The sequence below is a fragment of the Pseudomonas sp. genome (assembly GCF_033723075.1).
Classification (GTDB): domain Bacteria; phylum Pseudomonadota; class Gammaproteobacteria; order Pseudomonadales; family Pseudomonadaceae; genus Aquipseudomonas.
The window spans coordinates 188,992-210,332 of the sequence record NZ_JAWVXU010000007.1 but is presented as its reverse complement, the minus strand read 5'-3'; the positions used below and the strand labels follow the sequence as shown (position 1 = coordinate 210,332).

General features: G+C 62.3%; 21 protein-coding genes, 1 tRNA gene and 2 pseudogenes. 15 read left to right on the top strand and 9 right to left on the bottom strand.

Annotated elements, in window-relative coordinates:
- Positions 1-589 precede the first annotated feature (589 nt).
- Positions 590-1,279, bottom strand: a complete 690-nt coding sequence (locus R3355_RS10935) for a crotonase/enoyl-CoA hydratase family protein (protein ID WP_318961210.1) — start codon at positions 1,277-1,279, stop codon at positions 590-592.
- A 459-nt stretch (positions 1,280-1,738) separates the two neighbouring features.
- Between R3355_RS10935 and R3355_RS10930 the strand changes: the two genes are divergently transcribed.
- Positions 1,739-1,828 (top strand) — tRNA-Ser (locus R3355_RS10930).
- A gap of 118 nt (positions 1,829-1,946) precedes the next feature.
- Here R3355_RS10930 and R3355_RS10925 read toward each other — a convergent pair.
- Complete coding sequence (locus R3355_RS10925) at positions 1,947-2,474, bottom strand: ATP-dependent zinc protease (RefSeq protein WP_318961209.1); 528 nt, start codon at positions 2,472-2,474, stop codon at positions 1,947-1,949.
- A gap of 177 nt (positions 2,475-2,651) precedes the next feature.
- On the opposite strand from R3355_RS10925, the gene earP reads away from it, so the two are divergent.
- Positions 2,652-3,785, top strand: a complete 1,134-nt coding sequence (gene earP, locus R3355_RS10920; RefSeq protein ID WP_318961208.1) for an elongation factor P maturation arginine rhamnosyltransferase EarP — start codon at positions 2,652-2,654, stop codon at positions 3,783-3,785.
- Positions 3,786-3,831: 46 nt separating this feature from the next.
- Positions 3,832-4,404 (top strand): elongation factor P, encoded by a 573-nt coding sequence (gene efp / locus R3355_RS10915; RefSeq protein WP_238043280.1) that lies wholly within the window; start codon positions 3,832-3,834, stop codon positions 4,402-4,404.
- 381 nt (positions 4,405-4,785) lie between these two features.
- On the opposite strand, the gene R3355_RS10910 is transcribed toward efp, so the two are convergent.
- Positions 4,786-5,742: a LysR family transcriptional regulator gene (locus R3355_RS10910; protein WP_318946420.1), complete on the bottom strand. Its 957-nt coding sequence runs from the start codon at positions 5,740-5,742 to the stop codon at positions 4,786-4,788.
- A 104-nt stretch (positions 5,743-5,846) separates the two neighbouring features.
- On the opposite strand from R3355_RS10910, the gene R3355_RS10905 reads away from it, so the two are divergent.
- Positions 5,847-6,602, top strand: a complete 756-nt coding sequence (locus tag R3355_RS10905; RefSeq protein WP_318961207.1) for a sulfite exporter TauE/SafE family protein — start codon at positions 5,847-5,849, stop codon at positions 6,600-6,602.
- Here the strand turns inward: R3355_RS10905 and R3355_RS10900 are convergent.
- Positions 6,592-7,446 carry a LysR substrate-binding domain-containing protein gene (locus tag R3355_RS10900; RefSeq protein WP_318961206.1) on the bottom strand — a complete coding sequence of 285 codons (855 nt, stop codon included), beginning with the start codon at positions 7,444-7,446 and terminating at the stop codon, positions 6,592-6,594. The genes R3355_RS10905 and R3355_RS10900 overlap by 11 nt on opposite strands.
- Positions 7,447-7,542: 96 nt before the next feature.
- Here R3355_RS10900 and R3355_RS10895 point away from each other — a divergent pair, with 96 nt between their 5' ends.
- From R3355_RS10895 to queF, 6 genes are all read left to right on the top strand, one after another.
- Positions 7,543-7,776, top strand: coding sequence for a DUF1127 domain-containing protein (locus R3355_RS10895; protein WP_318961205.1), 234 nt, complete (start codon positions 7,543-7,545; stop codon positions 7,774-7,776).
- Positions 7,777-7,819: 43 nt separating this feature from the next.
- A complete protein-coding gene (locus R3355_RS10890; RefSeq protein WP_318961204.1) occupies positions 7,820-8,758 on the top strand; it encodes a DMT family transporter in 939 nt (312 codons plus the stop codon).
- A 16-nt stretch (positions 8,759-8,774) separates the two neighbouring features.
- Positions 8,775-9,245 carry a DUF3291 domain-containing protein gene (locus tag R3355_RS10885; protein WP_318961203.1) on the top strand — a complete coding sequence of 157 codons (471 nt, stop codon included), beginning with the start codon at positions 8,775-8,777 and terminating at the stop codon, positions 9,243-9,245.
- 13 nt (positions 9,246-9,258) lie between these two features.
- Positions 9,259-10,470, top strand: coding sequence for a winged helix-turn-helix domain-containing protein (locus R3355_RS10880; protein ID WP_318961202.1), 1,212 nt, complete (start codon positions 9,259-9,261; stop codon positions 10,468-10,470).
- Between the two features lie 73 nt (positions 10,471-10,543).
- Entirely contained in the window at positions 10,544-11,242 is a 699-nt protein-coding gene (gene pyrF / locus R3355_RS10875; protein ID WP_318961201.1) for an orotidine-5'-phosphate decarboxylase, read from the top strand.
- Positions 11,243-11,293: 51 nt separating this feature from the next.
- Positions 11,294-12,124 carry an NADPH-dependent 7-cyano-7-deazaguanine reductase QueF gene (queF, locus tag R3355_RS10870; protein ID WP_318961200.1) on the top strand — a complete coding sequence of 277 codons (831 nt, stop codon included), beginning with the start codon at positions 11,294-11,296 and terminating at the stop codon, positions 12,122-12,124.
- A 66-nt stretch (positions 12,125-12,190) separates the two neighbouring features.
- On the opposite strand, the gene R3355_RS10865 is transcribed toward queF, so the two are convergent.
- On the bottom strand, positions 12,191-12,457 hold the full coding sequence (locus R3355_RS10865; protein ID WP_318961198.1) for a DUF4404 family protein: 267 nt from the start codon (positions 12,455-12,457) through the stop codon (positions 12,191-12,193).
- A gap of 402 nt (positions 12,458-12,859) precedes the next feature.
- The gene (locus R3355_RS10860; protein ID WP_318961197.1) at positions 12,860-13,582 is read right to left on the bottom strand and encodes an HAD family phosphatase; all 723 of its coding nucleotides are present in this window, start codon (positions 13,580-13,582) and stop codon (positions 12,860-12,862) included.
- 296 nt (positions 13,583-13,878) lie between these two features.
- On the opposite strand from R3355_RS10860, the gene R3355_RS10855 reads away from it, so the two are divergent.
- The gene (locus R3355_RS10855) at positions 13,879-14,580 is read left to right on the top strand and encodes a VacJ family lipoprotein (protein ID WP_318961196.1); all 702 of its coding nucleotides are present in this window, start codon (positions 13,879-13,881) and stop codon (positions 14,578-14,580) included.
- Positions 14,581-14,655: 75 nt separating this feature from the next.
- Here the strand turns inward: R3355_RS10855 and R3355_RS10850 are convergent, their stop codons facing one another.
- Positions 14,656-14,955: a PilZ domain-containing protein gene (locus R3355_RS10850; protein ID WP_318961195.1), complete on the bottom strand. Its 300-nt coding sequence runs from the start codon at positions 14,953-14,955 to the stop codon at positions 14,656-14,658.
- A gap of 216 nt (positions 14,956-15,171) precedes the next feature.
- Here R3355_RS10850 and rssB point away from each other — a divergent pair, with 216 nt between their 5' ends.
- The gene (rssB, locus tag R3355_RS10845; protein ID WP_318961194.1) at positions 15,172-16,356 is read left to right on the top strand and encodes a two-component system response regulator RssB; all 1,185 of its coding nucleotides are present in this window, start codon (positions 15,172-15,174) and stop codon (positions 16,354-16,356) included.
- Positions 16,357-16,364: 8 nt separating this feature from the next.
- Entirely contained in the window at positions 16,365-16,850 is a 486-nt protein-coding gene (rssC, locus tag R3355_RS10840) for an anti-sigma factor antagonist RssC (protein ID WP_318946407.1), read from the top strand.
- Between the two features lie 57 nt (positions 16,851-16,907).
- Here rssC and tal read toward each other — a convergent pair whose 3' ends face one another.
- Together tal and dusA are read right to left on the bottom strand one after the other, a co-directional pair.
- Entirely contained in the window at positions 16,908-17,834 is a 927-nt protein-coding gene (gene tal / locus R3355_RS10835; RefSeq protein ID WP_318946406.1) for a transaldolase, read from the bottom strand.
- 41 nt (positions 17,835-17,875) lie between these two features.
- The gene (dusA, locus tag R3355_RS10830; RefSeq protein ID WP_318961193.1) at positions 17,876-18,886 is read right to left on the bottom strand and encodes a tRNA dihydrouridine(20/20a) synthase DusA; all 1,011 of its coding nucleotides are present in this window, start codon (positions 18,884-18,886) and stop codon (positions 17,876-17,878) included.
- 115 nt (positions 18,887-19,001) lie between these two features.
- Here dusA and R3355_RS10825 point away from each other — a divergent pair.
- Together R3355_RS10825 and imuA are read left to right on the top strand one after the other, a co-directional pair.
- Positions 19,002-19,987 (top strand): annotated as a pseudogene (locus tag R3355_RS10825) (tyrosine-type recombinase/integrase); the annotation flags it as partial.
- 729 nt (positions 19,988-20,716) lie between these two features.
- Positions 20,717-21,335, top strand: a pseudogene (imuA, locus tag R3355_RS10820) (translesion DNA synthesis-associated protein ImuA).
- Positions 21,336-21,341: the final 6 nt, after the last annotated feature.

The window sequence follows — 21,341 nt, the reverse complement described above, 5'->3', positions numbered from 1 at the left end:
AAGCCTGACAGTCCGAGTAGCAGATTTAGAAAATGCCCGTATCGAGAGATGCGGGCATTTTTTTTTGTTTACGCACTAGATCCAGGGTGAGGCTTTTGGCCAAGGCAGTTTTTTCGGCTTCGCTGGATGCGCTGGTGGCTGATGATCATTTGCTGCGGGTGGTCGGGGCCTATGCGTGCCTGGATTTGCGCCGAATTGGGATTCGCTAGCGTTCAGTCGCGCATTGGGGGGCGGTCTTCCGATGGTCCGGGTGACCTGCGCAGGCCGTAACTTTGCAGCCACTTCCAGTGCATTTGCTACTCCCGCTGCCTCGAGTCCGGTGCCGACGCAATCTCGAGGCGATACGCCCCCGACTGTCGGATGTTCGTGCAAGGCAGGGGTGGTCACAGGGCAGTCGGTGGCCAATATATATGGTCAGGCACGTGCCCGGTTCGCGGGAGGGTGCGTCGTGCGCGCCACTGGCGGGCAGCGATGGGCGCGCGCCCCGGCCGCCATGGCAGCAGGACTCTTTTGCGGTTTTTCCAGCGACTGGCTGGTGCAAGAAGAAAAAAGCCCGACGCAAGGCCGAGCTCAAGGGCGGTCGTGACCGTTAGAGCGGGTGCTGTTTGTCCCGCTCGATGGCCTGGTCGAGGGTTTCCAGCAGGCTCTTGCGCACTTTCAGCTTGGTGTTCTTGTGCGCGGTCATGTTGATCTTCTGCATCTGCCGGGCGACCGCCTGGGCGGTGGCCAGCAGTTGCTCGGCCGGAACCACCTTGTCGAGGAAGCCGGCATCCATCGCGCCTTGCGGGTCGAACATCTCGCCATTGATCACCGCGCGGTGGAGCGCCGATTTGCCCAGGCGATCGCGCGCCAGTTCGATGCCGACGTTGTGCATGGTCATGCCGATCTGCACTTCGTTCAGGCCGATGCTGAACGCGCCTTCAACGCCGATGCGGTAATCGGCCGAGAGCAGGATAAAGGCACCCTTGGCTACGGCATGACCCGGGCAGGCGACGATGATCGGGAAGGGGTGGGCGAGCATGCGCCGAGCCAGGGTCGAACCTGCGGCAACCAGGGCGATCGCGTTCTGCGGTCCGGAGGTCATCACCTTGAGGTCGTAGCCGCCGGACAGAATGCCCGGTTGGCCGGTGACGATGACGATGGCCTTGTCCTGCTCGGCACGATCCAGTGCGACATTGAAGGCTGCGATCACGTCTGGCGAAATGGCGTTTACCTTGCCGTTGCACAGGGTCAGGGTGGCAATACCGGCTTCGAATTGGTAGCTGATCAGGTCGCTCATTGCGGGTTCCTTGGGCTGAAGTGCCACAGACGTTACCCACCCGCACCGTCCAGGTAAAGCGCCGTGGCTGACTGGTGAGTCAGCTGTGGCGGGCGCTTGCAGTCCATCGGCCTGACCGGCGCAGGCAATTGGCGGCATGGGCGTGCGCGTCTCAGTGTGGCGGCGGACGTGAGAGAGGAGGCTGCGAGTATGCGAAACGACAAGTGGCTCATTTGCTGGCGTGCAGCGCGCGCAGTCAAAACCCGAAGGGTGCACGCCGTATTCCTGCTCCGCCTGTTTATTTTCCCTCGGCTTCCTGCTATTCGCCCGTCAGCGTTTCGCGGCAACGCCCAAGCCTTGCCGAGCGGATACGGGCATTCGGCATAAGCGCATGAATCTTCTGAAAAAAACTTTTGCCTTTGGTGAGCTCTTCGGCTAGATTAGCGCGCCTCGACAGACACTTGCTGTCAGTCGAGATCCGGTGAAGTGTCCGAGCGGTTGAAGGAGCACGCCTGGAAAGTGTGTATACGAGAAATCGTATCGTGGGTTCGAATCCCACCTTCACCGCCACTTTCGCAAAACCCCTGAGAGAGCAATCTTTCAGGGGTTTTTTGCTTTCAGGGGGGGCGGGTGTGGCAAGCGACGGCGGGTGGGGCTCGCAGCAGGGGAATCAGGCACTGGATGCGGGCTACGCGCAATCAGGTTCTGCGGTAAAGGTTTTGTTGGAGTCCACCAGGCCAACCTTCTCCAGGGTGCGCCGGCCGACAAGCACCGGATAGTTCATCCGGTCTCGATCATTCAGTGAGAACTGCTCTTCATACACCTGGTTGCCCAGGCACACCTTCATCAATACGACCGGGCGCCTCTCGGCCCCGCCAGCGCCGCGCACCTTGATGCCGCGTTCTATCTTGCGCTCGAATTGGGCGTTCACTTGCTTGTTGGTGTCGATGTCTTCCAGCTCAATGTCGAATCGTACCCAGTCTTCGCCATCTTTCTCGAAGCGTTCGATATCTTCGGCATGCATCGAGGAGGTCAGTGCGCCCGTATCAAGCTTGAACTTCACCGCCAGATTCTCAGGCAGGATCAATCCTTCCTCAACCCAGCCGAGCACTTGCTGAGTTGCGGCGAAAGCAGGTGCGGTGCAGAGCGAAAGCAGTATCGCCGACTGCAGCAGGCACTTGGACAGTCGATCGGCGCGTGGTTTTGTATTGAACATAGGCGACCTCTTTTATTAGCTTGCTAAGAGTTAAATAGAGTCGTCAGCCAGCAATACGTTCATTCCGCCGCTGCTGCAGGGTGGATTCCGCGCGGCGCCGTCTCGGCTTTTTCGTTGCTAGCGTTTGCCCAGAACCCTCCTGCGAATTAAGGTCTGCCATTACTGAGCGGAGTACCTATGCGCGTCACTTGGGACATTTTCTGTAGCGTGGTCGATAACTACGGTGATATCGGTGTGACCTGGCGCCTGGCGCGGCAGTTGGCGGCCGAGCATGGTGTGGCGGTGCGCCTGTGGCTGGATGACCTCGGCGCGTTCGCTCGCCTGTGTCCCCAAGCCGACAGGCACGCGGCGCAGCAATCCCGGCAGGGCGTGGATGTGCGCCAGTGGCCGCTGACTTGGCAGCCTGTGGCGCCAGCGGATGTGGTGATCGAGGCTTTTGCCTGCGAGTTGCCAGCGGCTTATGTCGCGGCAATGGCGGCGCGGCCACAGAAGGTGCTGTGGCTCAATCTGGAGTACCTCAGCGCGGAGGATTGGGTCGAGGGCTGCCATGGTCTGCCGTCCTTGCAGTCGAATGGCCTGCAGAAATTCTTCTTTTTCCCAGGCTTTACCGCAGGCAGCGGTGGCTTGCTGCGCGAGCGCGAGCTACTGGCGCGGCGCAGGGCGTTTCAGGCCGATCCGCTGGCGCGTGCGGCTTTTCTCCAGGGACTGGGGATGGCGCCGATTGCGGGGGCGCGGCTAGTGTCGTTGTTCGCCTACGAGAACCGCGCCCTGGCCAGTTGGCTGGAGGCCCTGGCGACGGACACCCGGGTGACCCAGTTGCTGGTGCCGGAAGGGCGCATTCTCGCCGATCTGCAAGCCTGGTTCGGCTGCGCGGCGCTGGTTGCCGGTGATCGCCAGCAGCGCGGTCAGTTGCACGTCCAGGTATTGCCCTTCGTCGAACAGGATCAGTACGACCGCCTGCTCTGGAGTTGCGACTTCAATGCGGTGCGCGGTGAGGACTCGTTCGTTCGTGCACAGTGGGCCGGGCGGCCGTTGCTCTGGCATATCTATGGGCAAGAGGAAGACGCCCACTGGGACAAGCTCGAGGCGTTTCTGGCGCTTTATACCCAGGGCTTGTCACCTGCCGCGCGTGCGGCACTGGAGGGACTGTGGCGGGCATGGAATGCCGGTGACGCCATGGGTGCGAGCTGGCAAACCGTGCTGCAGGTGTGGCCGGAACTGGCCGCACATGCCGAGCGCTGGTGTCTGCAACAGGCTTCTCAGGCCGATCTTGCCGAGGCACTGGTAGAGTTTTACCTAAATTGGCTATGATACGCGGCCTAGATTTCCGTATCTCCATCCAAATCCGGATATTAGTATGAAAACCGCACAAGAAATGAAGCCCAACAGTGTGGCCCTGATTGACGGCCAGCCTTGGCTTATCCAGAAAGCCGAATTCACCAAGTCCGGTCGTAACAGCGCAATCGTCAAAATGAAGTTGCGTAACCTGCTGACTGGTTCTTCGACCGAGACCGTGTACAAGGCCGACGACAAGCTCGAGCCGGTCATTCTCGATCGCGTCGCTGTGACCTACTCCTATTACAGCGAGCCGAACTACGTCTTCATGGACGATGAGTTCAATCAGTACGAGCTGAACAAGGACGACCTGGAAAGCGTTCTGCCGTACATCGTCGACGGCATGACCGACATCTGCGAAGCCGTGTTCTTCGAAGGCAAAGTGGTTTCGGTCGATCTGCCGACCACCATCGTTCGCCAGATCACCTACACCGAAGGTTCCGCCCGTGGCGACACTTCCGGCAAGGTGATGAAGACCGCCAAGCTGAGCAACGGTACTGAAGTCAAGGTTGCCGATTTCTGCAACATCGACGACTGGATCGAAATCGACACCCGCACTGGCGAATACAAGTCCCGCGCTAAAGCACCGGTTTAAATACTGGCTTTACCCGCGAGCAGAAAAAACCCGACCCTGGTGTCGGGTTTTTTTCTGCCTGGGAATTGCCGGGCGGCGATCAGGACGACGTTTCGTTCGGTCCGTAGGGCGGTCCGGGCGGCGTTCCGATCGGAGCGCAGCGACAACCCGCCAGCTTTGCGCCGCTCCGCGCCGTGCAACCATGGTGCACTGCCTGCGGCGAGTGCCACCCTACGGGTCGCGGATTATTCAAGATGATGGGGCGGCGCAGGGTGATCGAGCTTTTGCAGGATGTGGCGGGCTGCGTAGGTTTGAGCGTAGCGATACCCATCAATAGTCATATGCATCGCCGCTTCGTATGTGGTGCGGCGGGTCGGTCCGCACAGCCTGGCTGGCCGCTGCTCAGTTGCGCTTCAGACCGCTTTGCAGGGCCAGGTCCCAGGGCGGTAGCGGGCCGAAGCGGGCCTTGAGGAATTCCAGCAGCAGGCGGCTGCGTGAGCCGGTTTCGCGTTCCAGGCGCAGGGCGTAGATACCGCTGGGTTCCGGTGCCGGCAGGCCGGCTTCGCAGAACAGCGGCAGCAGTTCGCCGCGCAGCAGGTAATCGCTGATCAGCCAGGTCGGCAGGTGGGCGATGCCCAGGCCGGCGAGGGCGCCGAACAGCAGGGTTTCGGCGTTGTTGGCGGTCAGGCGCAGGCGTTTCGGTCGGCAGATCTGCAGCTTGCCGTCGACCTCGAAGCGCCAGGCGTAGGGCGGCGCCAGGCTGTCCCAGTCGAGGCCATCGTGCTCGGCCAGTTCGTCGGGTGAGCGCGGTACGCCGCGGCGTGCCAGGTAATCCGGGCTGGCGCAGACTACCCGCACCAGCGGCGCCAGGGCGGTGGCGACCAGGCGGGTGTCGGCCAGTGGGCCGATGCGCAACACCAGATCGACCTCGCCGAGGTGGGCGCCGTGCAGGTCGATGAAGCTGTCGATCAGGCGCAGTTGCACGTCTAGCCCCGGATAGGCGACGAGAAATTCGGCAATCGCCGGTGCCAGGTGGCGTCTGCCGAAGGGCGCGGGCGCGTCGATGCGGATCAGGCCTTCGGGTGCGCTGCTCAGCGACACGGCCTCGGCACGGGCCAGGTGCAGCTCCGCGAGGATGCGCCTGGCGCGTTCGGCGAAGGCCAGCCCGGCCGGAGTGGCGCGTACCGCGTGAGTGCTGCGACTGAACAGGCTGCTGCCGAGCGAGCGCTCCAGGGCATCGATGCGCCGCGCCACGGCAGAAGGGGTGAGCGGGTGGCGCCGGGCGGCGGCGGAGAAGCTGCAGGTTTCCAGCACGTCGAGAAACAGGCTGAGCTGGTCGGTGAGGGCATCAGGGTTCATGTGCGGCTCGCTTGTGCGTTATCGGCACAGCGATTGTGCGCTGCTGTGCGTTTCCGGGCCAGCGCTGGCTGGCTAGCATGCGCAGGACGCCACCGGAGCCCTTGATGAACCCGATCGACTTTGCCCTGAACCTGATCCTCGGCGTGCTGCTCGGCACCCTGGGCGGCCTGTTCGGCATCGGCGGCGGCCTGATCGCTATCCCGGCTCTGGGCGTGCTCTTTGGACTCGACCAGCAGTTGGCCCAGGGTACGGCCCTGGTGATGGTGGTGCCGAATGTGCTGCTGGCGCTGTGGCGCTATCACCAGCGCAACCGCATCGATCTGCGTCATGCGCTGACCCTGGCGCTGAGCGGCTTCTTGTGGGCCTTGCTGGGGGCCGGTTGGGCGGTGACGGTGGATGCCGAACGCATGCGCCTGGCCTTCGTCGGTTTTCTCCTGGCGCTGGCGCTCTACAACCTGTCGCGCGTGTATTGGCGGCCGGCGGCAGGCAGCAGCGAACTGCGCCAGTCCTGGGCCTGGTTGGCGGCGCTGGGCAGCGCTGCCGGTTTGCTCGGCGGCTTGTTCGGGGTCGGTGGGGCGGTGCTGGCCGTACCGGTGTTGACCGGCGTGTTCGGCACCACCCAGGTGATGGCCCAGGGCCTGGCGTTGGCCCTGGCGGCACCGAGTACCGGGGTGACCCTGGTGACCTATGCGCTGCACGATCATGTCGACTGGACGTTGGCGCTGCCCCTGGCGCTGGGCGGGTTGCTCAGCATCAGTTGGGGCGTGTGGCTTGCCCACGCCTTGCCCGAGCGGCTGTTGCGCGCGCTGTTCGCCGGCTTCCTGCTGCTCTGTGCGCTGCTGCTCGGCCTTAGAGCCTGAAGCCTTCGGCGATGTGCTCGGCCAGGGTTTCGGTCACCGGTGACTGGGTGCGCGCATTGCGCAGCAGCACGATGCTGGCCGAGGGCATGGCTGGCAGGCCTTCGGCTTCGCCGATGATGCGCAGGTCGGGGGTGATCAGGCTTTGCAATTGCGCGGTGATCGCCAGGCCGGCGCTGACCACCGCCATGATCGCCGAGAGGCTGGGGCTGGTGTAGGCGAGGCGGTATTGCCGCTCCATGGCGTCCAGCGCATTGCAGGCCCAAGTGCGGCAGAAGCACTGGGCATTGAACATCGCCAGCGGCAACGGTTCCTGCTCGTGGGGGCAGAAACCCTGGGCCTCGGCCCAGACGATGCGTTCCTGGCGCAACAGCTGACCGATTTCGGTACCCGGCTCGCGGGTGACGATGGTCAGGTCGAGGTCCTGGCGCTGCAGCAGGTTGTACGACGGCTCGCAGTGCAGTTCCACCTGCACCAGCGGGTAGGCCTGGGCGAAGCGCGAGAGAATGCCCGGCATGAAGCGCATCACGTAGTCATCCGGGGTGCCGATGCGCACCGAGCCGACCATGTGCGGCTCGCGCATGGTGTTCATCACCTCGCCATGCAGCTTGAGGATGCGCCGGGCGTAGCCGAGTAGCACCTGGCCCTCGGCGGTCAGGCTCAGTTGGCGGCCGTCGCGCTGGAACAGCGGGCGCCGGATCACGTCCTCTTCCAGGCGTTTCATCTGCATGCTGACCGCCGATTGGGTGCGGTTGACCATTTCGGCCGCTCGGGTAAAACCGCCGTTGTCGGCGATGGCGACGAAGGTGCGCAGCAGTTCGCTGTCGATACTCGGGTGGCTGGCCATTCATCAATCTCCGAGATGGGGGGCATCAGAAACATTCGTTGGATTGATCATAAGCCCAGCGCGAGACTGTCGCCAACCCCCACAGGAGGCGACGAGATGAAAGGTCAAAAAGGTTATGCGATAGCAAGTGTGTGGCCACGCCAAGCGGTGAGCCTGGGTACTCTGGCCATGGCGCTGTGGCATCAGTTCAAGCGCTGGCATGAGCTGGCCAGGCAGCGTCGGCAACTGGCGTCGCTCGGCGATGCGGCGCTCAAGGATATCGGCCTGAGCCGGGCGGATGCGCTGCAGGAAATCGAGCGGCCGTTCTGGGATGATCCGCTGGCGAAATAGTTGATTCAGGAGGATGTATGGTTGTCGCAAGAAGCGTGTCCGCATGAGTGTCGCGCGCAAGGGCGCCGATGTATTTCTGTTCCAGGTGATGATGCTGCTGTGCGCCATCTGGGGTTTCCAGCAGGTGGCGATCAAGTTGGCGGCAGCGGATATCGCGCCGTTACTGCAGGTCGCGCTGCGCTCGGGCATCGCCGCGCTGTTGGTCGGCGCGCTGATGCTCTGGCAGCGCGGCTGGCAGGGTTGGCTGGGCTGTACCTGGCGCGGTGGCGCCCTGGCCGGGGTGCTCTTCGGCCTGGAGTTCTTTTTTATCGCGCTCGGCTTGCAGTACACCTCGGCCTCGCACATGGCGGTGTTTCTCTATACCGCGCCGATATTCTCCGCGCTGGGCCTGCACCTGCTGCTACCGAGCGAACACCTGCGCAGGCTGCAGTGGCTGGGTATCGGCCTGTGTTTCGCCGGTATCGCGGTAGCATTCGGCGTGGGCATGAACTGGAAGGCGATGGATCGCTACGTGCTGCTGGGCGATGCCTTCGGCCTGCTGGCCGGCATGGCGTGGGGCGCGACCACCGTGGTGGTGCGCAGCTCGCGGCTGTCCGAAGCGCCGCCGACGCTGACGCTGTTCTATCAACTCGGCGTTTCATTTGCGCTGCTGCTTGGCTACGCCGCGGCGACCGGCCAGCTCGGGCCGATCCGCTGGACGCCGATCAGCGTCGGCAGCGTGCTGCTGCAGGGCGTGGTGGTGTCCTTTCTCAGCTACCTCACCTGGTTCTGGTTGCTGCGCCGTTATCTGGCGTCGAACATGGCGGTGTTCTCGTTTATGACCCCACTGTTCGGTGTGAGCTTCGGCGTGCTGATCCTCGATGAACCCCTGAGCCTGAATTTCGTCGCTGGCGCGGCACTGGTGTTGCTCGGTATCGTCCTGGTCAGCAACCATGCCTGGGTCAGCAGGCGCATCAGCCTCTGGCGCTACGCCGAACGATAGAGACAAGGAGAAGAGCATGTCCGCTTACCAGCTCGCGCAGTTGAATATCGCCAGCATGAAGGAGCCGCTGGAGTCCCCCGGCATGGCGGACTTCGTCGCCAACCTGGAACGCATCAACGCCCTGGCCGAGGCCTCGCCGGGGTTCGTCTGGCGCTTGCAGGACGAGGCGGGCGATGCCACCGCGATTCGCCCCTTTGGCGAGGAGGTGCTGGTCAATCTGTCGTTGTGGCGCGATGTCGACGCGCTCAAGGACTATGTCTACAAATCCGCCCACGCCGAGATACTCAAGCGGCGTAACGAGTGGTTCGCGCGCATGGGCGAGGCGCATATGGTGCTCTGGTGGGTGCCGGCCGGTCATCTGCCCAGCGTCGACGAGGCTGCTGAACGTCTGCGATTGCTCCGTGAGCAGGGGCCGACGGCGCAGGCATTCAGCTTTCGCCAGGTGTTCGCGCCTGCGGATGTGCCGGTTGCGGTGGTGACCGAATGAGTTTCTTCGGGCTATGACTTCGACGCAGACCCTGACCCTCGCCCAAGCCCGGCGTCTGGCGCTGCGGGCCCAGGGCTTCGGTCGCGCTCTGGTGAGCGAGGTCGGTCACCGCCAGGTGCTGGCACAGATCGGCAAACTTGGCGTGCTGCAGATCGATTCGGTGAACGCCCTGGTGCGTTCGCATTACCTGCCGCTGTTCTCCCGTCTTGGCGCTTACGATCGAACCCTGCTCGAACAAGCGGCCTGGAGCCAGGGGCGTCGTCGCGGCTTGTTCGAGTACTGGGGCCATGAGGCTTCGTTGCTGCCGCTGTCGTTCTATCCGCTGCTGCGTTGGCGCATGCAGCAAGCGCGCAATGGCGAGGGCATTTATAAACAGCTGGCGCGTTTTGGCCGCGAGCAGCAGCCATTGATTCGCCGGGTGTTGCAATCGGTCAGCGAACAGGGTGCATTGGGCGCCGGCAGCCTGGGGCAGAAAACCGCCGGCAGCAGCGCCTGGTGGGGCTGGAGTGCGGAAAAGCATGCGCTCGAATGGTTGTTCGCCGCCGGCGAGGTGACCGTCGCCGGGCGCCGCGGATTCGAACGTTTATACGATTTGCCGGAACGGGTATTGCCAACGGCCGTGCTGAATGTACCCGAGGTGGACAGCGCCGAGGCCCAGCGCCAGTTGTTGTTGCATGCGGCCGAGGCTCTGGGCGTGGCCACGGAAAAGGATATGCGCGATTACTACCGCCTGGAGGCCCGCGACAGTCAGGCGCGACTGGCCGAACTGCTCGAGGCCGGTGAACTCCAGCAGGTGCGGGTGCAGGATTGGGCGCAGCCCGCCTACTGCCGGGGCGCGCCGACAATTCCGCGCAAGGTCGAGGCCAGCGCCTTGCTCTCGCCCTTCGATTCGCTGATCTGGGAACGGGCGCGTACCGAACGCCTATTCGACTTCCGCTATCGCCTGGAGATCTACACCCCACAGCACAAGCGGGTGTATGGCTACTACGTGTTGCCGTTTCTGCATAAGGAGCGTCTGGCGGCGCGGCTGGATCTGCGCGCCGAACGGGCCCAAGGTTGCCTGGCCGTGCATGCTGTGCATGTGGAAACGCCAGGGCTGGATGAGCAGGGATTGGTGGCGCTGGCGCTCAATCTGCGCACCTTGGCCGGCTGGCTGGGATTGCCTCAGGTAAAGCTCAACTGCGCGAGCGCCAACGCCGTGCGTCTGCGTGGCTATCTCGACTGAGGGCGGCGAGTCGGCAATCGGTTACGGCTTCCGCTACAATGCGCGGCGAATTTGTCCTGCCGAGAGCCCATCCATGTCCGCCTGCCAGACCCCGATCATCGTTGCCCTGGATTTCCCGACCCGTGCTGCCGCTCTGGCGTTGGCCGATCGGCTCGACCCCGAGCTGTGCCGGGTCAAGGTCGGCAAGGAGCTCTTCACCCGTTGCGGCCCGGATATCGTCGGCGCCCTGGCTGGCAAGGGTTTCGAGGTGTTTCTCGACTTGAAATTCCACGATATCCCCAACACCACGGCGATGGCGGTCAAGGCCGCGGCGGAGATGGGCGTGTGGATGGTCAATGTGCATTGCTCGGGCGGCCTGCGCATGATGGCGGCCTGCCGCGAGACTCTGGATGGCCTGAGCGGCGCCAAGCCGTTGTTGATCGGCGTGACCGTGCTGACCAGCATGGAGCGCGAGGACCTGGCCGGCATCGGCCTGGATGTCGAGCCCCAGGCGCAGGTGCTGCGTCTGGCGGGGCTGGCCGCGCAAGCCGGGCTGGATGGCCTGGTCTGTTCCGCCCAGGAAGCCCAGGCGCTCAAGGCCGCCTATCCGGCGTTGCAGCTGGTCACTCCCGGCATTCGTCCGGTGGGCAGCGCCCAGGACGATCAACGGCGTATCCTGACTCCGCGCCAGGCGCTGGATGTCGGTTCCGATTACCTGGTCATCGGCCGGCCGATCAGCCAGGCCAGGGATCCGGCACAGGCCCTGGCGGCGGTCGTGGCCGAGCTGACCTGATAGCCCGCTAACAATTACAGATGCTCAATTCGACTCAACCAGGTTTTTGCCATGCATCCCGCCGCCGAAGATTCGCCACTGGGTAAATCCAGCGAATACATCGCTACCTATATGCCGTCGCTGCTGTTCCCGATTGCGCGCGCCGCCAAGTGGGCCGAGCTGGGCCTGACGGCCGAGACCCTGCCGTATCGGGGGGTGGATTTCTGGAACTGCTTCGAGCTGTCCTGGTTGTTGCCTTCGGGCAAGCCGGTGGTGGCCATCGGCGAGTTCGCCATCCCGGCGGATTCGCCGAATATCATCGAATCGAAATCCTTCAAGCTGTACCTCAATTCGCTCAATCAGACGGCGTTCGCCGACGTCGCCGAGTTGCAGGACGTGTTGCAGCGGGATTTGTCGGCGGCCGCCGGTAAGCCGGTGGGCGTGCGCGTGCGCAGTTTGGCCGAGGTGACGGCCGAGGGTGTGGCGACGCTGCCAGGGCAGTGCATCGATGAGCTGGATGTGGTCATCAGCAACTACGCCCGACCGCAACCGGAACTGCTGCGTTGCGAGCCACAGCGGCTAGTCGAGGAAAGCCTGCACAGCCACCTGTTGAAGTCCAACTGCCCGGTCACCGGTCAGCCGGATTGGGGCAGCGTGGTGGTGCAGTATCGCGGTGCGGCGCTGGATCACGCCAGTTTGCTGGCCTATCTGGTGAGCTTCCGCCAGCATGCGGATTTCCACGAGCAGTGCGTGGAGCGAATCTTTCTCGACCTGCAACGCCTGCTCCAACCAGAGTACCTGACGGTGTATGCCCGTTACGTGCGCCGCGGCGGCCTGGATATCAATCCCTATCGCAGTACGGCGGCGATAGCGCCGGACAATCGGCGGTTGGTACGCCAGTAAGCGGGGCGGCAGGCTGGAAGCGTCAAACAAGAGTTTGCGCGCATCAGGGCAGCTTGCCGCTGTCTCTCAGATCCCCATGTTGGCCAGGCTCTGCAATATGTTGCGCAAGGTGCCGGCCAGGGTCGGATGGCTGGCTTCGAAGCGTTCCACGGCCAGGTTGACACCATCAATCAGGGTGGCATCCGGTGCCGCCGCCGCTTGGCGGGCCAGTTGGAGTTCGATTTCCTGGGTCAGGACATACAGCGATGCCCGTTCTTCTTCAGTCAGTGGCGGATCCTGAGCCAGCTGATTGCGCAGCTCTTCCAACTGTTGCTGCAGACGGTTTGCAGGCATAAAACTCTCCCCTTATTGAATAGGCAAAACATTGGCCGCGCACCTTCGCGAAGGCCCTTGCATGCTTGCTAGGGTAATCCAAGCGGCGCGGCTTTGCTTGCCCGGGATCAAATCTTCAAGCGCGATCGGGGCTTTTGTAGGATGCCATGTCAGCCTTGATTCTTGTGTGGCTTGGCGCCCGGAGCACCGGTTGGCAGATCAGTGCGGAGCAGAATCTCGGGCGGTCCGGGCGGCGATCCGCTCGGAGCGCAGCGACAACCCGCCAGCGTTGTACCGCACCGGGCAACCATGGCGCACTGCCTTCGGCGAGTGCCCCCTGGGGAACGCGGGTTGCTCGAGATTGTTGGGCGAGCCCTAGGCCGTTTGCAGACGGTCGCAGTGGGTGAGCGTTTTCACCAGTGCTCAGGGTTTTTCCCCCTTCTGTCGGCGTAAACCGAGGTCGACAAGGCAGGGGCCAAGTTCGCTCAATTGATCGATTACCGCGTGCACGCCGAGGCGATACAAGGTCAAGGTCGCCCGGGTCCGCAGGCGGTCGCGCTCGGCTGCGGCCAGGGCTTGCCAGTCTGCCGGCGCCTGGCCGCAGAGTGGTCCACAGGCCGCCAGGCCGATGGTCCACAGCCCCGCGTTGAGCCCGGCCTGGAGCAGGCGCGGTTCGCCGCTGATCAGCACGCAACCATCGAGTTGCGCGACCTGCAAGTCCATCAGGGCCTGCCAGCAGGCGTCCGGCGCAGGCCAGGCGCGGCCGGCTCTGCTCGGGCCGGCGGGGAACCAGTCGGGCAGTGGGGCTGCCAGGGCGATGCTGGTATCGCGTGGCAGTTCATCGAGCCAGGCGCAGGGCACATTCTGCCGATGCAGTCGTTGCAACTGCTCCAGGGCGCCCGGAGTGAGTTCGGCGTGCTCGCAGGCTGCTTCGCTCAACGCCTGCTCGAAGGTCTGACGCTCGCCAGCGCTGGGCGTGCGGCCAAGCCGTTGCTCCAGGGCAGTATGCGCAGCGTTGATCTGTTCGTCGCCGTGTCTTGGATACAGACGCTGCATGGTCGTGGGCAACGTGCGTGCACCAAAGTCCACCAGGCAACCGGATAAACCGAAAAGCAACGCACTGAAGGCGGGTGGGGTGGCTGGCATGCTGCTCATCCTTGAATTAATCATGGCCAGTGTGCAGGCGACTGATGACGATAAAGTGAAGATTTTGTGACAGCCATACGGCAATGGTGCTCGATCCATATGGAGCCTTGATCAATCGCCTGCCATGGTTATTGTCCTTGCCTCGCTCGACGAGGGCATGAACAACATCGAGTCAGCGGTTTTCCTGTCTTTTGCTGACCCTTCTGCTGCCTATTTGGCTACGTCAGGCTTTATACTGCCGGCCTCATTGGCTGCCTTGGGTCGGCCTACAACTTTTTTCTCAAGGAGAGACCCTGATGCCTCTATTCGGTGCGAGCTGGATCGATCGACTGGGCCGATTGTTTGCCTGTGCCAGCCTGGCACTGCTTCCGCTGGGGGCGCAGGCCGCTGAAGATGACCCGTGGGAAGGCTTCAATCGGGCGATCTTCCGCTTCAATGACACCCTCGATGCTTATGCGCTCAAGCCTTTGGCGCAGGGATATCAGGCGGTAACTCCGCAGTTTCTCGAAGATGGTGTGCATAACGTTTTCGGCAATATCGGCGATGTCGGTAACCTGGCCAACAACGTGTTTCAGGGCAAGTTTCATGATGCTGGTGTGGACACCAGTCGGGTGATCTTCAACACCACCTTTGGCATATTGGGCTTCTTCGATGTGGCCAAGCACATGGGCCTGCGACGCAGCGACGAAGATTTCGGCCAGACCTTCGGCGCTTGGGGGCTGGGTAGTGGACCCTATGTGGTATTGCCGTTGCTCGGTCCCAGCACGGTGCGCGACACCTTCAGCAAAGTGCCGGACAGCCTGCTCCAGCCATACCGCTATATGGGGCATGTGCCGACCCGTAACGTCACGCGCACTGTGGACGTGATCGATACCCGCGCCAGTCTGCTGTCGGCCGAGCGGATGATCAGTGGTGACAAGTACATCTTCATCCGCAACGCCTACCTGCAGAACCGTGAGTTCAAGGTGCGTGACGGCGATGTCGAGGACGACTTCTAGTCGTTATGCTTTCAAGCGTTCACGCAAAAAGGCGGTCATATCAACCGCCTTTTTACGTATTGAGTGCTGCTGGTTTCAGCTCATCGACAGAATCGCCAAGCCCAGAGTCTGGCGGCCATTGTCCAGGTCGCCGACGCGGACCACCTCGGCCTCGACCATCAGCCCTTTGAGCTGGTTATGGTCGGAGGCGATATGCACCTTGACCTTGTCGCCCATCTTCAGTGTGCACTCGACTTCCAGCTGCATGCCGGTACTCGACAGGTCGAGGCACAGTGCGGGAATTTCCTTTCCGGCATGCTGCAGGGTGACTGGTGCTTCCAGTCGCATGCGGATGTAATCGCGTTTTTCACTGTAATCGTGATTACTTTGGCTCATGGACACTATCCTCTTTGTTGTAGGGTTCTCCTGTGGCCCTTATAACCTTCGCCGATTTGCGGTGTAAAGTCGCGTAGCGATGACTGGCGCATGCTTGAATCGAGGTGCGTATGGGAGTACCGTCAGCGCCTTGAGACAAACCGAGTACACGCGCGCAGGCCGATGGCCTGGTGCTTACGCCTAGCCTTGCCCCGGCGCAGTTTGCCTGGATACCCAATGCACAAAACCAGTGCCACGCTGCTGATTATCGATGACGACGAAGTGGTGCGCGCGAGTCTCGCGGCCTACTTGGAAGACAGCGGCTTCAACGTTCTGCAAGCCTGTAATGGCCTGGAAGGCTTCGATGTGTTCCAGCGCAAACAGCCGGATGTAGTGATCTGCGATTTGCGTATGCCACAGGTCGATGGTCTCGAGCTGATCCGACGGATCAACGAGCTGCAGGTGGAAACCCCAGTTATCGTGGTATCGGGTGCCGGCGTGATGAACGACGCGGTCGAAGCCTTGCGCCTGGGCGCCGCCGATTATCTGATCAAGCCCTTGGAAGACCTCGCGGTGCTCGAACATTCGGTGCGCCGAGCGTTGGATCGCGCGCATCTGCGCCAGGAGAACCAACGCTATCGGGAACAACTGGAGGCAGCCAACATCGAGCTGCAAGCCAGCCTGCATCTGTTGCAGGAAGACCAGAATGCCGGTCGGCAAGTGCAGATGAACATGCTGCCGGTCACGCCCTGGCACGCCGATGGCCTGCAATTCGCTCACCAGATCATTCCGTCACTCTATCTGTCCGGGGATTTCGTCGACTACTTTCGCGTCGATGAGCGTCGCATCGCCTTTTACCTCGCGGATGTGTCCGGGCATGGCGCTTCTTCGGCATTCGTCACCGTGCTACTGAAGTTCATGACCACCCGTTTGCTCTATGAGTTGCGGCGCAATGGCAGCTTTCCCGAGTTCAAGCCTTCGGAAGTCCTCGGCCATATCAACCGTGGCCTGATCAATTGCAAGCTGGGCAAGCACGTGACCATGCTGGGCGGGGTCATCGATGAGCAGCAGGGTCAACTGACTTACAGTATCGGTGGTCATCTGCCGCTGCCAGTGCTTTACAGCGAAGGCGAAGCGCATTACCTGACCGGGCGTGGTTTGCCGGTTGGCTTGTTCGATGAGGCCGAATACAGCGACCATGTGCTGAAATTGCCGGAATCGTTCAGCTTGACGCTGCTATCTGACGGTATTCTCGATCTGCTGCCAGGCGATACCCTGCAGGAAAAAGAACTCGCGTTGCCCCGTTTGGTCAGTTCGGCAGGCGGAACCCTGGATGGTTTGCGTCAAGTGTTTGGGCTGGCCAATCTGGCGGATATGCCGGATGATATTGCCTTGCTGGTGTTAAGCAGGAACCTTGCATGAATCCTGGGATGAGCCCCGGTCGAATCCAGTTCGCCGAACAAGACGGTACCTTCGTACTGAAGTTTGTCGGTGAGGTGCGCCTGACCCTGTGTTCGGCACTGGATTCCACCATCGAAAAGATTTTTACCGCGCTGAATTTCTCCGCCATCGTCATCGACCTGACCGAGACTCGCAGCATCGACAGCACCACCCTGGGCTTGCTGGCCAAGCTGTCGATTCTCTCGCGGCAGAAAATCGGGCTGTTGCCAACCGTGGTGACCACCCATCCCGACATCACGCGGCTGTTGCAGTCGATGGGCTTCGATCAGGTATTCAACATCGTCGATACGCCGATTCCCTGTCCGGAGTGCCTGGACGATCTGCCTTCGCAGGATCAAACGGAAGAAGTGGTGCGGGCCAAAGTGCTGGAAGCTCACCGCATTTTGATGGATCTGAACGACTCCAATCGCGAAGCCTTCCACGATCTGGTCAATGCGTTAGAGCATCACCGATAGACCACTGTTTTCAACAAGTGCGGGGCGCGCGATGAAAATCGGCGCCCCGCGTTGCATTCAGGCGATGTCGGCGAGCAGTTTTTCCAGTTTTTCCTGGTCGCGAGCGAATTGACGAATGCCTTCGGCAAGTTTCTCAGTGGCCATGGGATCCTCGTTCATCGCCCAGCGGAACTCGCTTTGCTCGAGGCTTTGCCGCGCCTCGGCGGGCTGGCCGCTGCTCAGCTTGCGCTCGAGCGGGGCCTGGTCTTCGGCCAGTTGCTGCAGCAGTTCCGGGCTGATAGTCAGGCGGTCGCAACCGGCCAGTTGCTCGATCTGGCCAATGTTGCGGAAGCTGGCGCCCATCACCACGGTCGCGTAGCCGTTGGCCTTGTAGTAATTGTAGATGCGCGTCACCGACTGCACGCCCGGATCCTCTGCACCGACGAAATCACGCCCTTCGGCTTTCTTGTACCAGTCGTAGATCCGGCCCACGAAGGGCGAGATCAGAAACGCCCCGGCATCGGCGCAGGCCTGGGCCTGGGCGAAGGAGAACAGCAGCGTGAGGTTGCACTGGATGCCGGCTTTTTCCAGTTGCTCGGCGGCGCGGATACCTTCCCAGGTCGAGGCGATCTTGATCAGTACCCGCTCGCGGCCGATGCCAGCCTGGTCATACAGGTCGATCAGGCGTTCGGCGCGGCGCAGGGTGGCCTGGGTGTCGAAGGACAGGCGCGCATCGACTTCGGTGGAAATACGCCCCGGAATGATCTTGAGAATTTCCTGGCCGACCGTCACGCCGAAACGATCGCAGGCCAGGCCCAGGTCGCCTTGGCTGGCGCTGACCGCATTGTTCAGGAGCTCGGCGTAGCGCGGCATGGCGGCGGCTTTAAGCAGCAGTGACGGATTGGTGGTGGCGTCGACCGGTTGCATGCGGGCGATAGCGTCGAGGTCGCCGGTATCGGCAACCACGGTGGTGAACTGTTTGAGTTGATCCAGCTTGGAAGTCATGATCCTGCCTTGTCGTTACTGATGCCACGACCTTACCCGAGTCAGCGCCCTTGCAGCAATTGCGCCGCCTGCTCGAACAGCACCAGGGGCTCGGTGGTCTTGTGAATATCCACCGACAACAGCTGGCGGAAGCGCCGGGCGCCGTTGAAGCCCTGGGCCAGACCGAGCATGTGGCGGGTGATGTGGTGCATGCTGCCGCCCTCGGCCAGGTGCTCGGCAATATAGTCGCGCATCGATTGCATCGCCTCGAAGCGGCTGAGTGCCGGCACCGTCGAGCCGAATAGCTGTTGATCGACCTGTGCCAGCAGGTAGGGATTGTGATACGCCTCGCGACCGAGCATCACGCCATCGAAGGTCTGCAGGTGGGTCTGGCAGTCCTCCAAGGTCTTGATGCCGCCGTTGAGGATGATCTCAAGCGTCGGGAAGTCGCGTTTGACCTGCGCCGCCAGGTCATAGCGCAGCGGCGGTACTTCGCGGTTTTCCTTGGGCGACAGCCCGGAAAGGATGGCGATGCGTGCATGCACGGTGAAGCTCTGGCAGCCGGCGTCGCGCACCTGGTCGATGAAATCGCACAGCTCCGCGTAGCTGTCGCGGCCATCGATGCCAATACGGTGCTTGACTGTCACTGGAATGCTCACCGCATCGCGCATGGCCTTGACGCAGTCGGCGACCAGCGCTGGATGGGCCATCAGGCAGGCGCCGATCATATTGTTCTGCACCCGGTCGCTGGGACAGCCGACATTCAGGTTGACCTCGTCGTAGCCCGCCGCTTCAGCCAGCTTGGCGCAGGCCGCCAGTTCGGCCGGCACGCTGCCACCCAACTGTAGCGCCAGCGGGTATTCCGCTGCGCTATGGCGCAGAAAGCGTGTGCTGTCGCCATGCAGCAACGCTCCGGTGGTGACCATCTCGGTATAGAGCAGTGCATGCCGCGATAGCTGGCGCAGGAAAAATCGGCAGTGCCTGTCAGTCCAATCCATCATCGGCGCCACGGAGAAGCGGCGGGACAGTGCAGGGTGCGTGGTTGCTGGCTTTGTGACGTATTCTAGGGGCATCGGTTCGGGTCAGTTGGTGGCCGATAAAGCTCGTTTTTGCCTGTTCTTGCAAGCCTGGGGCTAAAAATCAGTGCTGGATGATCCGCTTTTAGCACTGGAGGTGAACGGAGCGGGAATGATCGCTAGGCGCTTGAACAAAAGCGGGCAGGTCAGTACAGGGCCCAGATTCGGTTGCGACGAAAAAGGGGGGCATAGTCTACCAAGAAAGCCAATCGTTCGACCGAAAACAGGTGGCCCGTGCCTGGATGACCCGGCGGGAGGCTGAGCTGGCGCAGCCTGGCGCTCTCGATAGCGCGTCATGCAAGGCCGTGCCGCTCAAGAAGATCATCGAGCGCTATCTTGAGGAGCACGAAAGGATTCGGCCCCTGGGCAAGACTAAGCGAGCGACCTTAAGCGCGATCCGCGAGACTTGGTTGGGTGGCGTCCTTGATCGCGAGCTGACGAGCCAGAAATGGTCGAGTACGCGCAGTGGCGCACAAGCAAGGAGGGCGGCGGCGTGCAAGCTACAGACTGTAGGCAATGACCTCACGCACTTGGGGGCGGTGATGGAAGTTGCTGGGCCGGCTTGGGGCTATGAGGTCGATCCAGTAGCGATGCCCGCAAGGTTCTGCGCAAGCTGGGTATGGTCAGCCGGAGCCGGGAGCGTGATCGGCGGCCGAGCAAGGACGAACGGGATAAGCTACTTTCCTGCTTCTTTGCGCTACAAGGCCGCAGGCCTAGCGCTATCCACATGCCCAAGGTAGTCGTCTTCGCGATCTTCTCGACCCGGCGGCGGGAGGAAAGCACCAGGATTCGTTGGGAAGATCTGGACGACCAGCGCCAGGCGGTTCTCGTCAGGGATAGGAAGAATCCTGAGCAGAAAACCGGCAACGACGTCTGGTGTCATCTGCCGGATGAAGCCTGGAAGTCCTGCAGAGCATGCCCAGATCGTGCCGAGAGATCTCCCCCTATTGCTCGGATTCACTTTCGGCTTCCTTTACCCGTACCTGCAAGTTCCTTGAGATCAAAGATCTGCATTTCCATGACCTTCGCCATGATGGCGTGAGTCGGTTGTTTGAGCTGGGCTGGGATATTCCTCGTGTGGCCAGTGTTTCTGGGCATGGTTAGACAAGATCATCGCTGCCCCCCGTAGAACTTGGGGCTCTCGGGCGAAATTGCCCGGCTCCCGGCCTGCACGGCGTAGCGCAGCAGTCAGGGGGCGACAGCCGGTTTGCCGCAAGCGCGCCCTGCGCGCGCAGCCCTTGACGGCGAGAACGCCGTGATAGGGTGAAGGGCAACAGCAAGACCGCCATTCCACCTCTCGAGTGGGCACCGATAGCAAGCGGAGCGCGCAGGCCCTCAAGGGCCGGAGGCGTCGGGGATCTAAACCGGATGGCCGCGATTCGGCACGAAGCGCGGGGCGCAGCCCACGAGCCCGACGGCGGATACGCCGAGACGCACATATTGCGTGCTTAAAAAGTACTCGGCCATCGGTAAGCGCAAGCAGACCCGCAAATAGTTGTTGCTGTTCGAGATGGATCGGGTGGCCCGTGGAAGGGGCTGATTGTCCAGTTAGGTGGCAATAAAGGGGTACGGATCAGTCTTTGAGCCTTGAGCGCTGCCATTCAAGGGCCTCCTCTGGTCTGCCGCTCTCGCGCCGGCATTGAAGGCTCTAAGGTCTGCGTGTACTGTATGTGCATACAGTTATTTTGAGTTCGCCGATATGCCCGATCCCTGGCAACTCCCTGCATCTTCAGTCCGTGCCCGGCATGGACGCAATCCGTTGCCGGGCCGGTCCTGGCGCACCGCGCTGGCCCCAGGTTTTCCCCGGGCAGTGGCGAGGCGAGGGTGATGGGTGCTGTCGTGGCGCTGGATGATCTGTTGCAGCAGCGACGGATCTGGAAGGCTCAGCCGACGCCATTGCCGCCGAGTGCCCAGCCCACCGGGCATGCCGCGCTGGATGCGCTGTTGCCGACGGGTGGCTGGCCCGATTCGGCGTTGAGCGAGATCCTCATACCCGGCGAAGGGGGGGGGCGAGTTACAGCTGTTGTGGCCGACCCTGGCGCGGTTGACCCGCAGTGCCGAACGGGTGGTGCTGGTGGCACCGCCCCATGTGCCCTACCCACAGGCCTGGCAGGCCGCCGGGGTGGATCTGCGCTGGCTGGTGATCATCCAGGCCAGCGGTCGTGATGCCCTGTGGGCGACCGAACAATGCTTGCGCTCGGGCAGTTGCGGCGCGGTATTGTGCTGGCCGCAGCGGGCCGACGACCGCGCCCTGCGCCGGTTGCAGGTGGCGGCGGAAACCGGACAGACACTGGCCTTTGCCTATCGTCCGTTGCAGGAGGCGGTCAACCCCTCGCCAGCGGCGTTGCGTATTGCCGTCGATGCGCGTCCGGCGCAGGTGCGTGTGCTCAAGTGCCGTGGTGGCTTGCCTCCGTCTGCCGCCATCCTGCTCGCTGCGGGGCAGTGAGGTAAG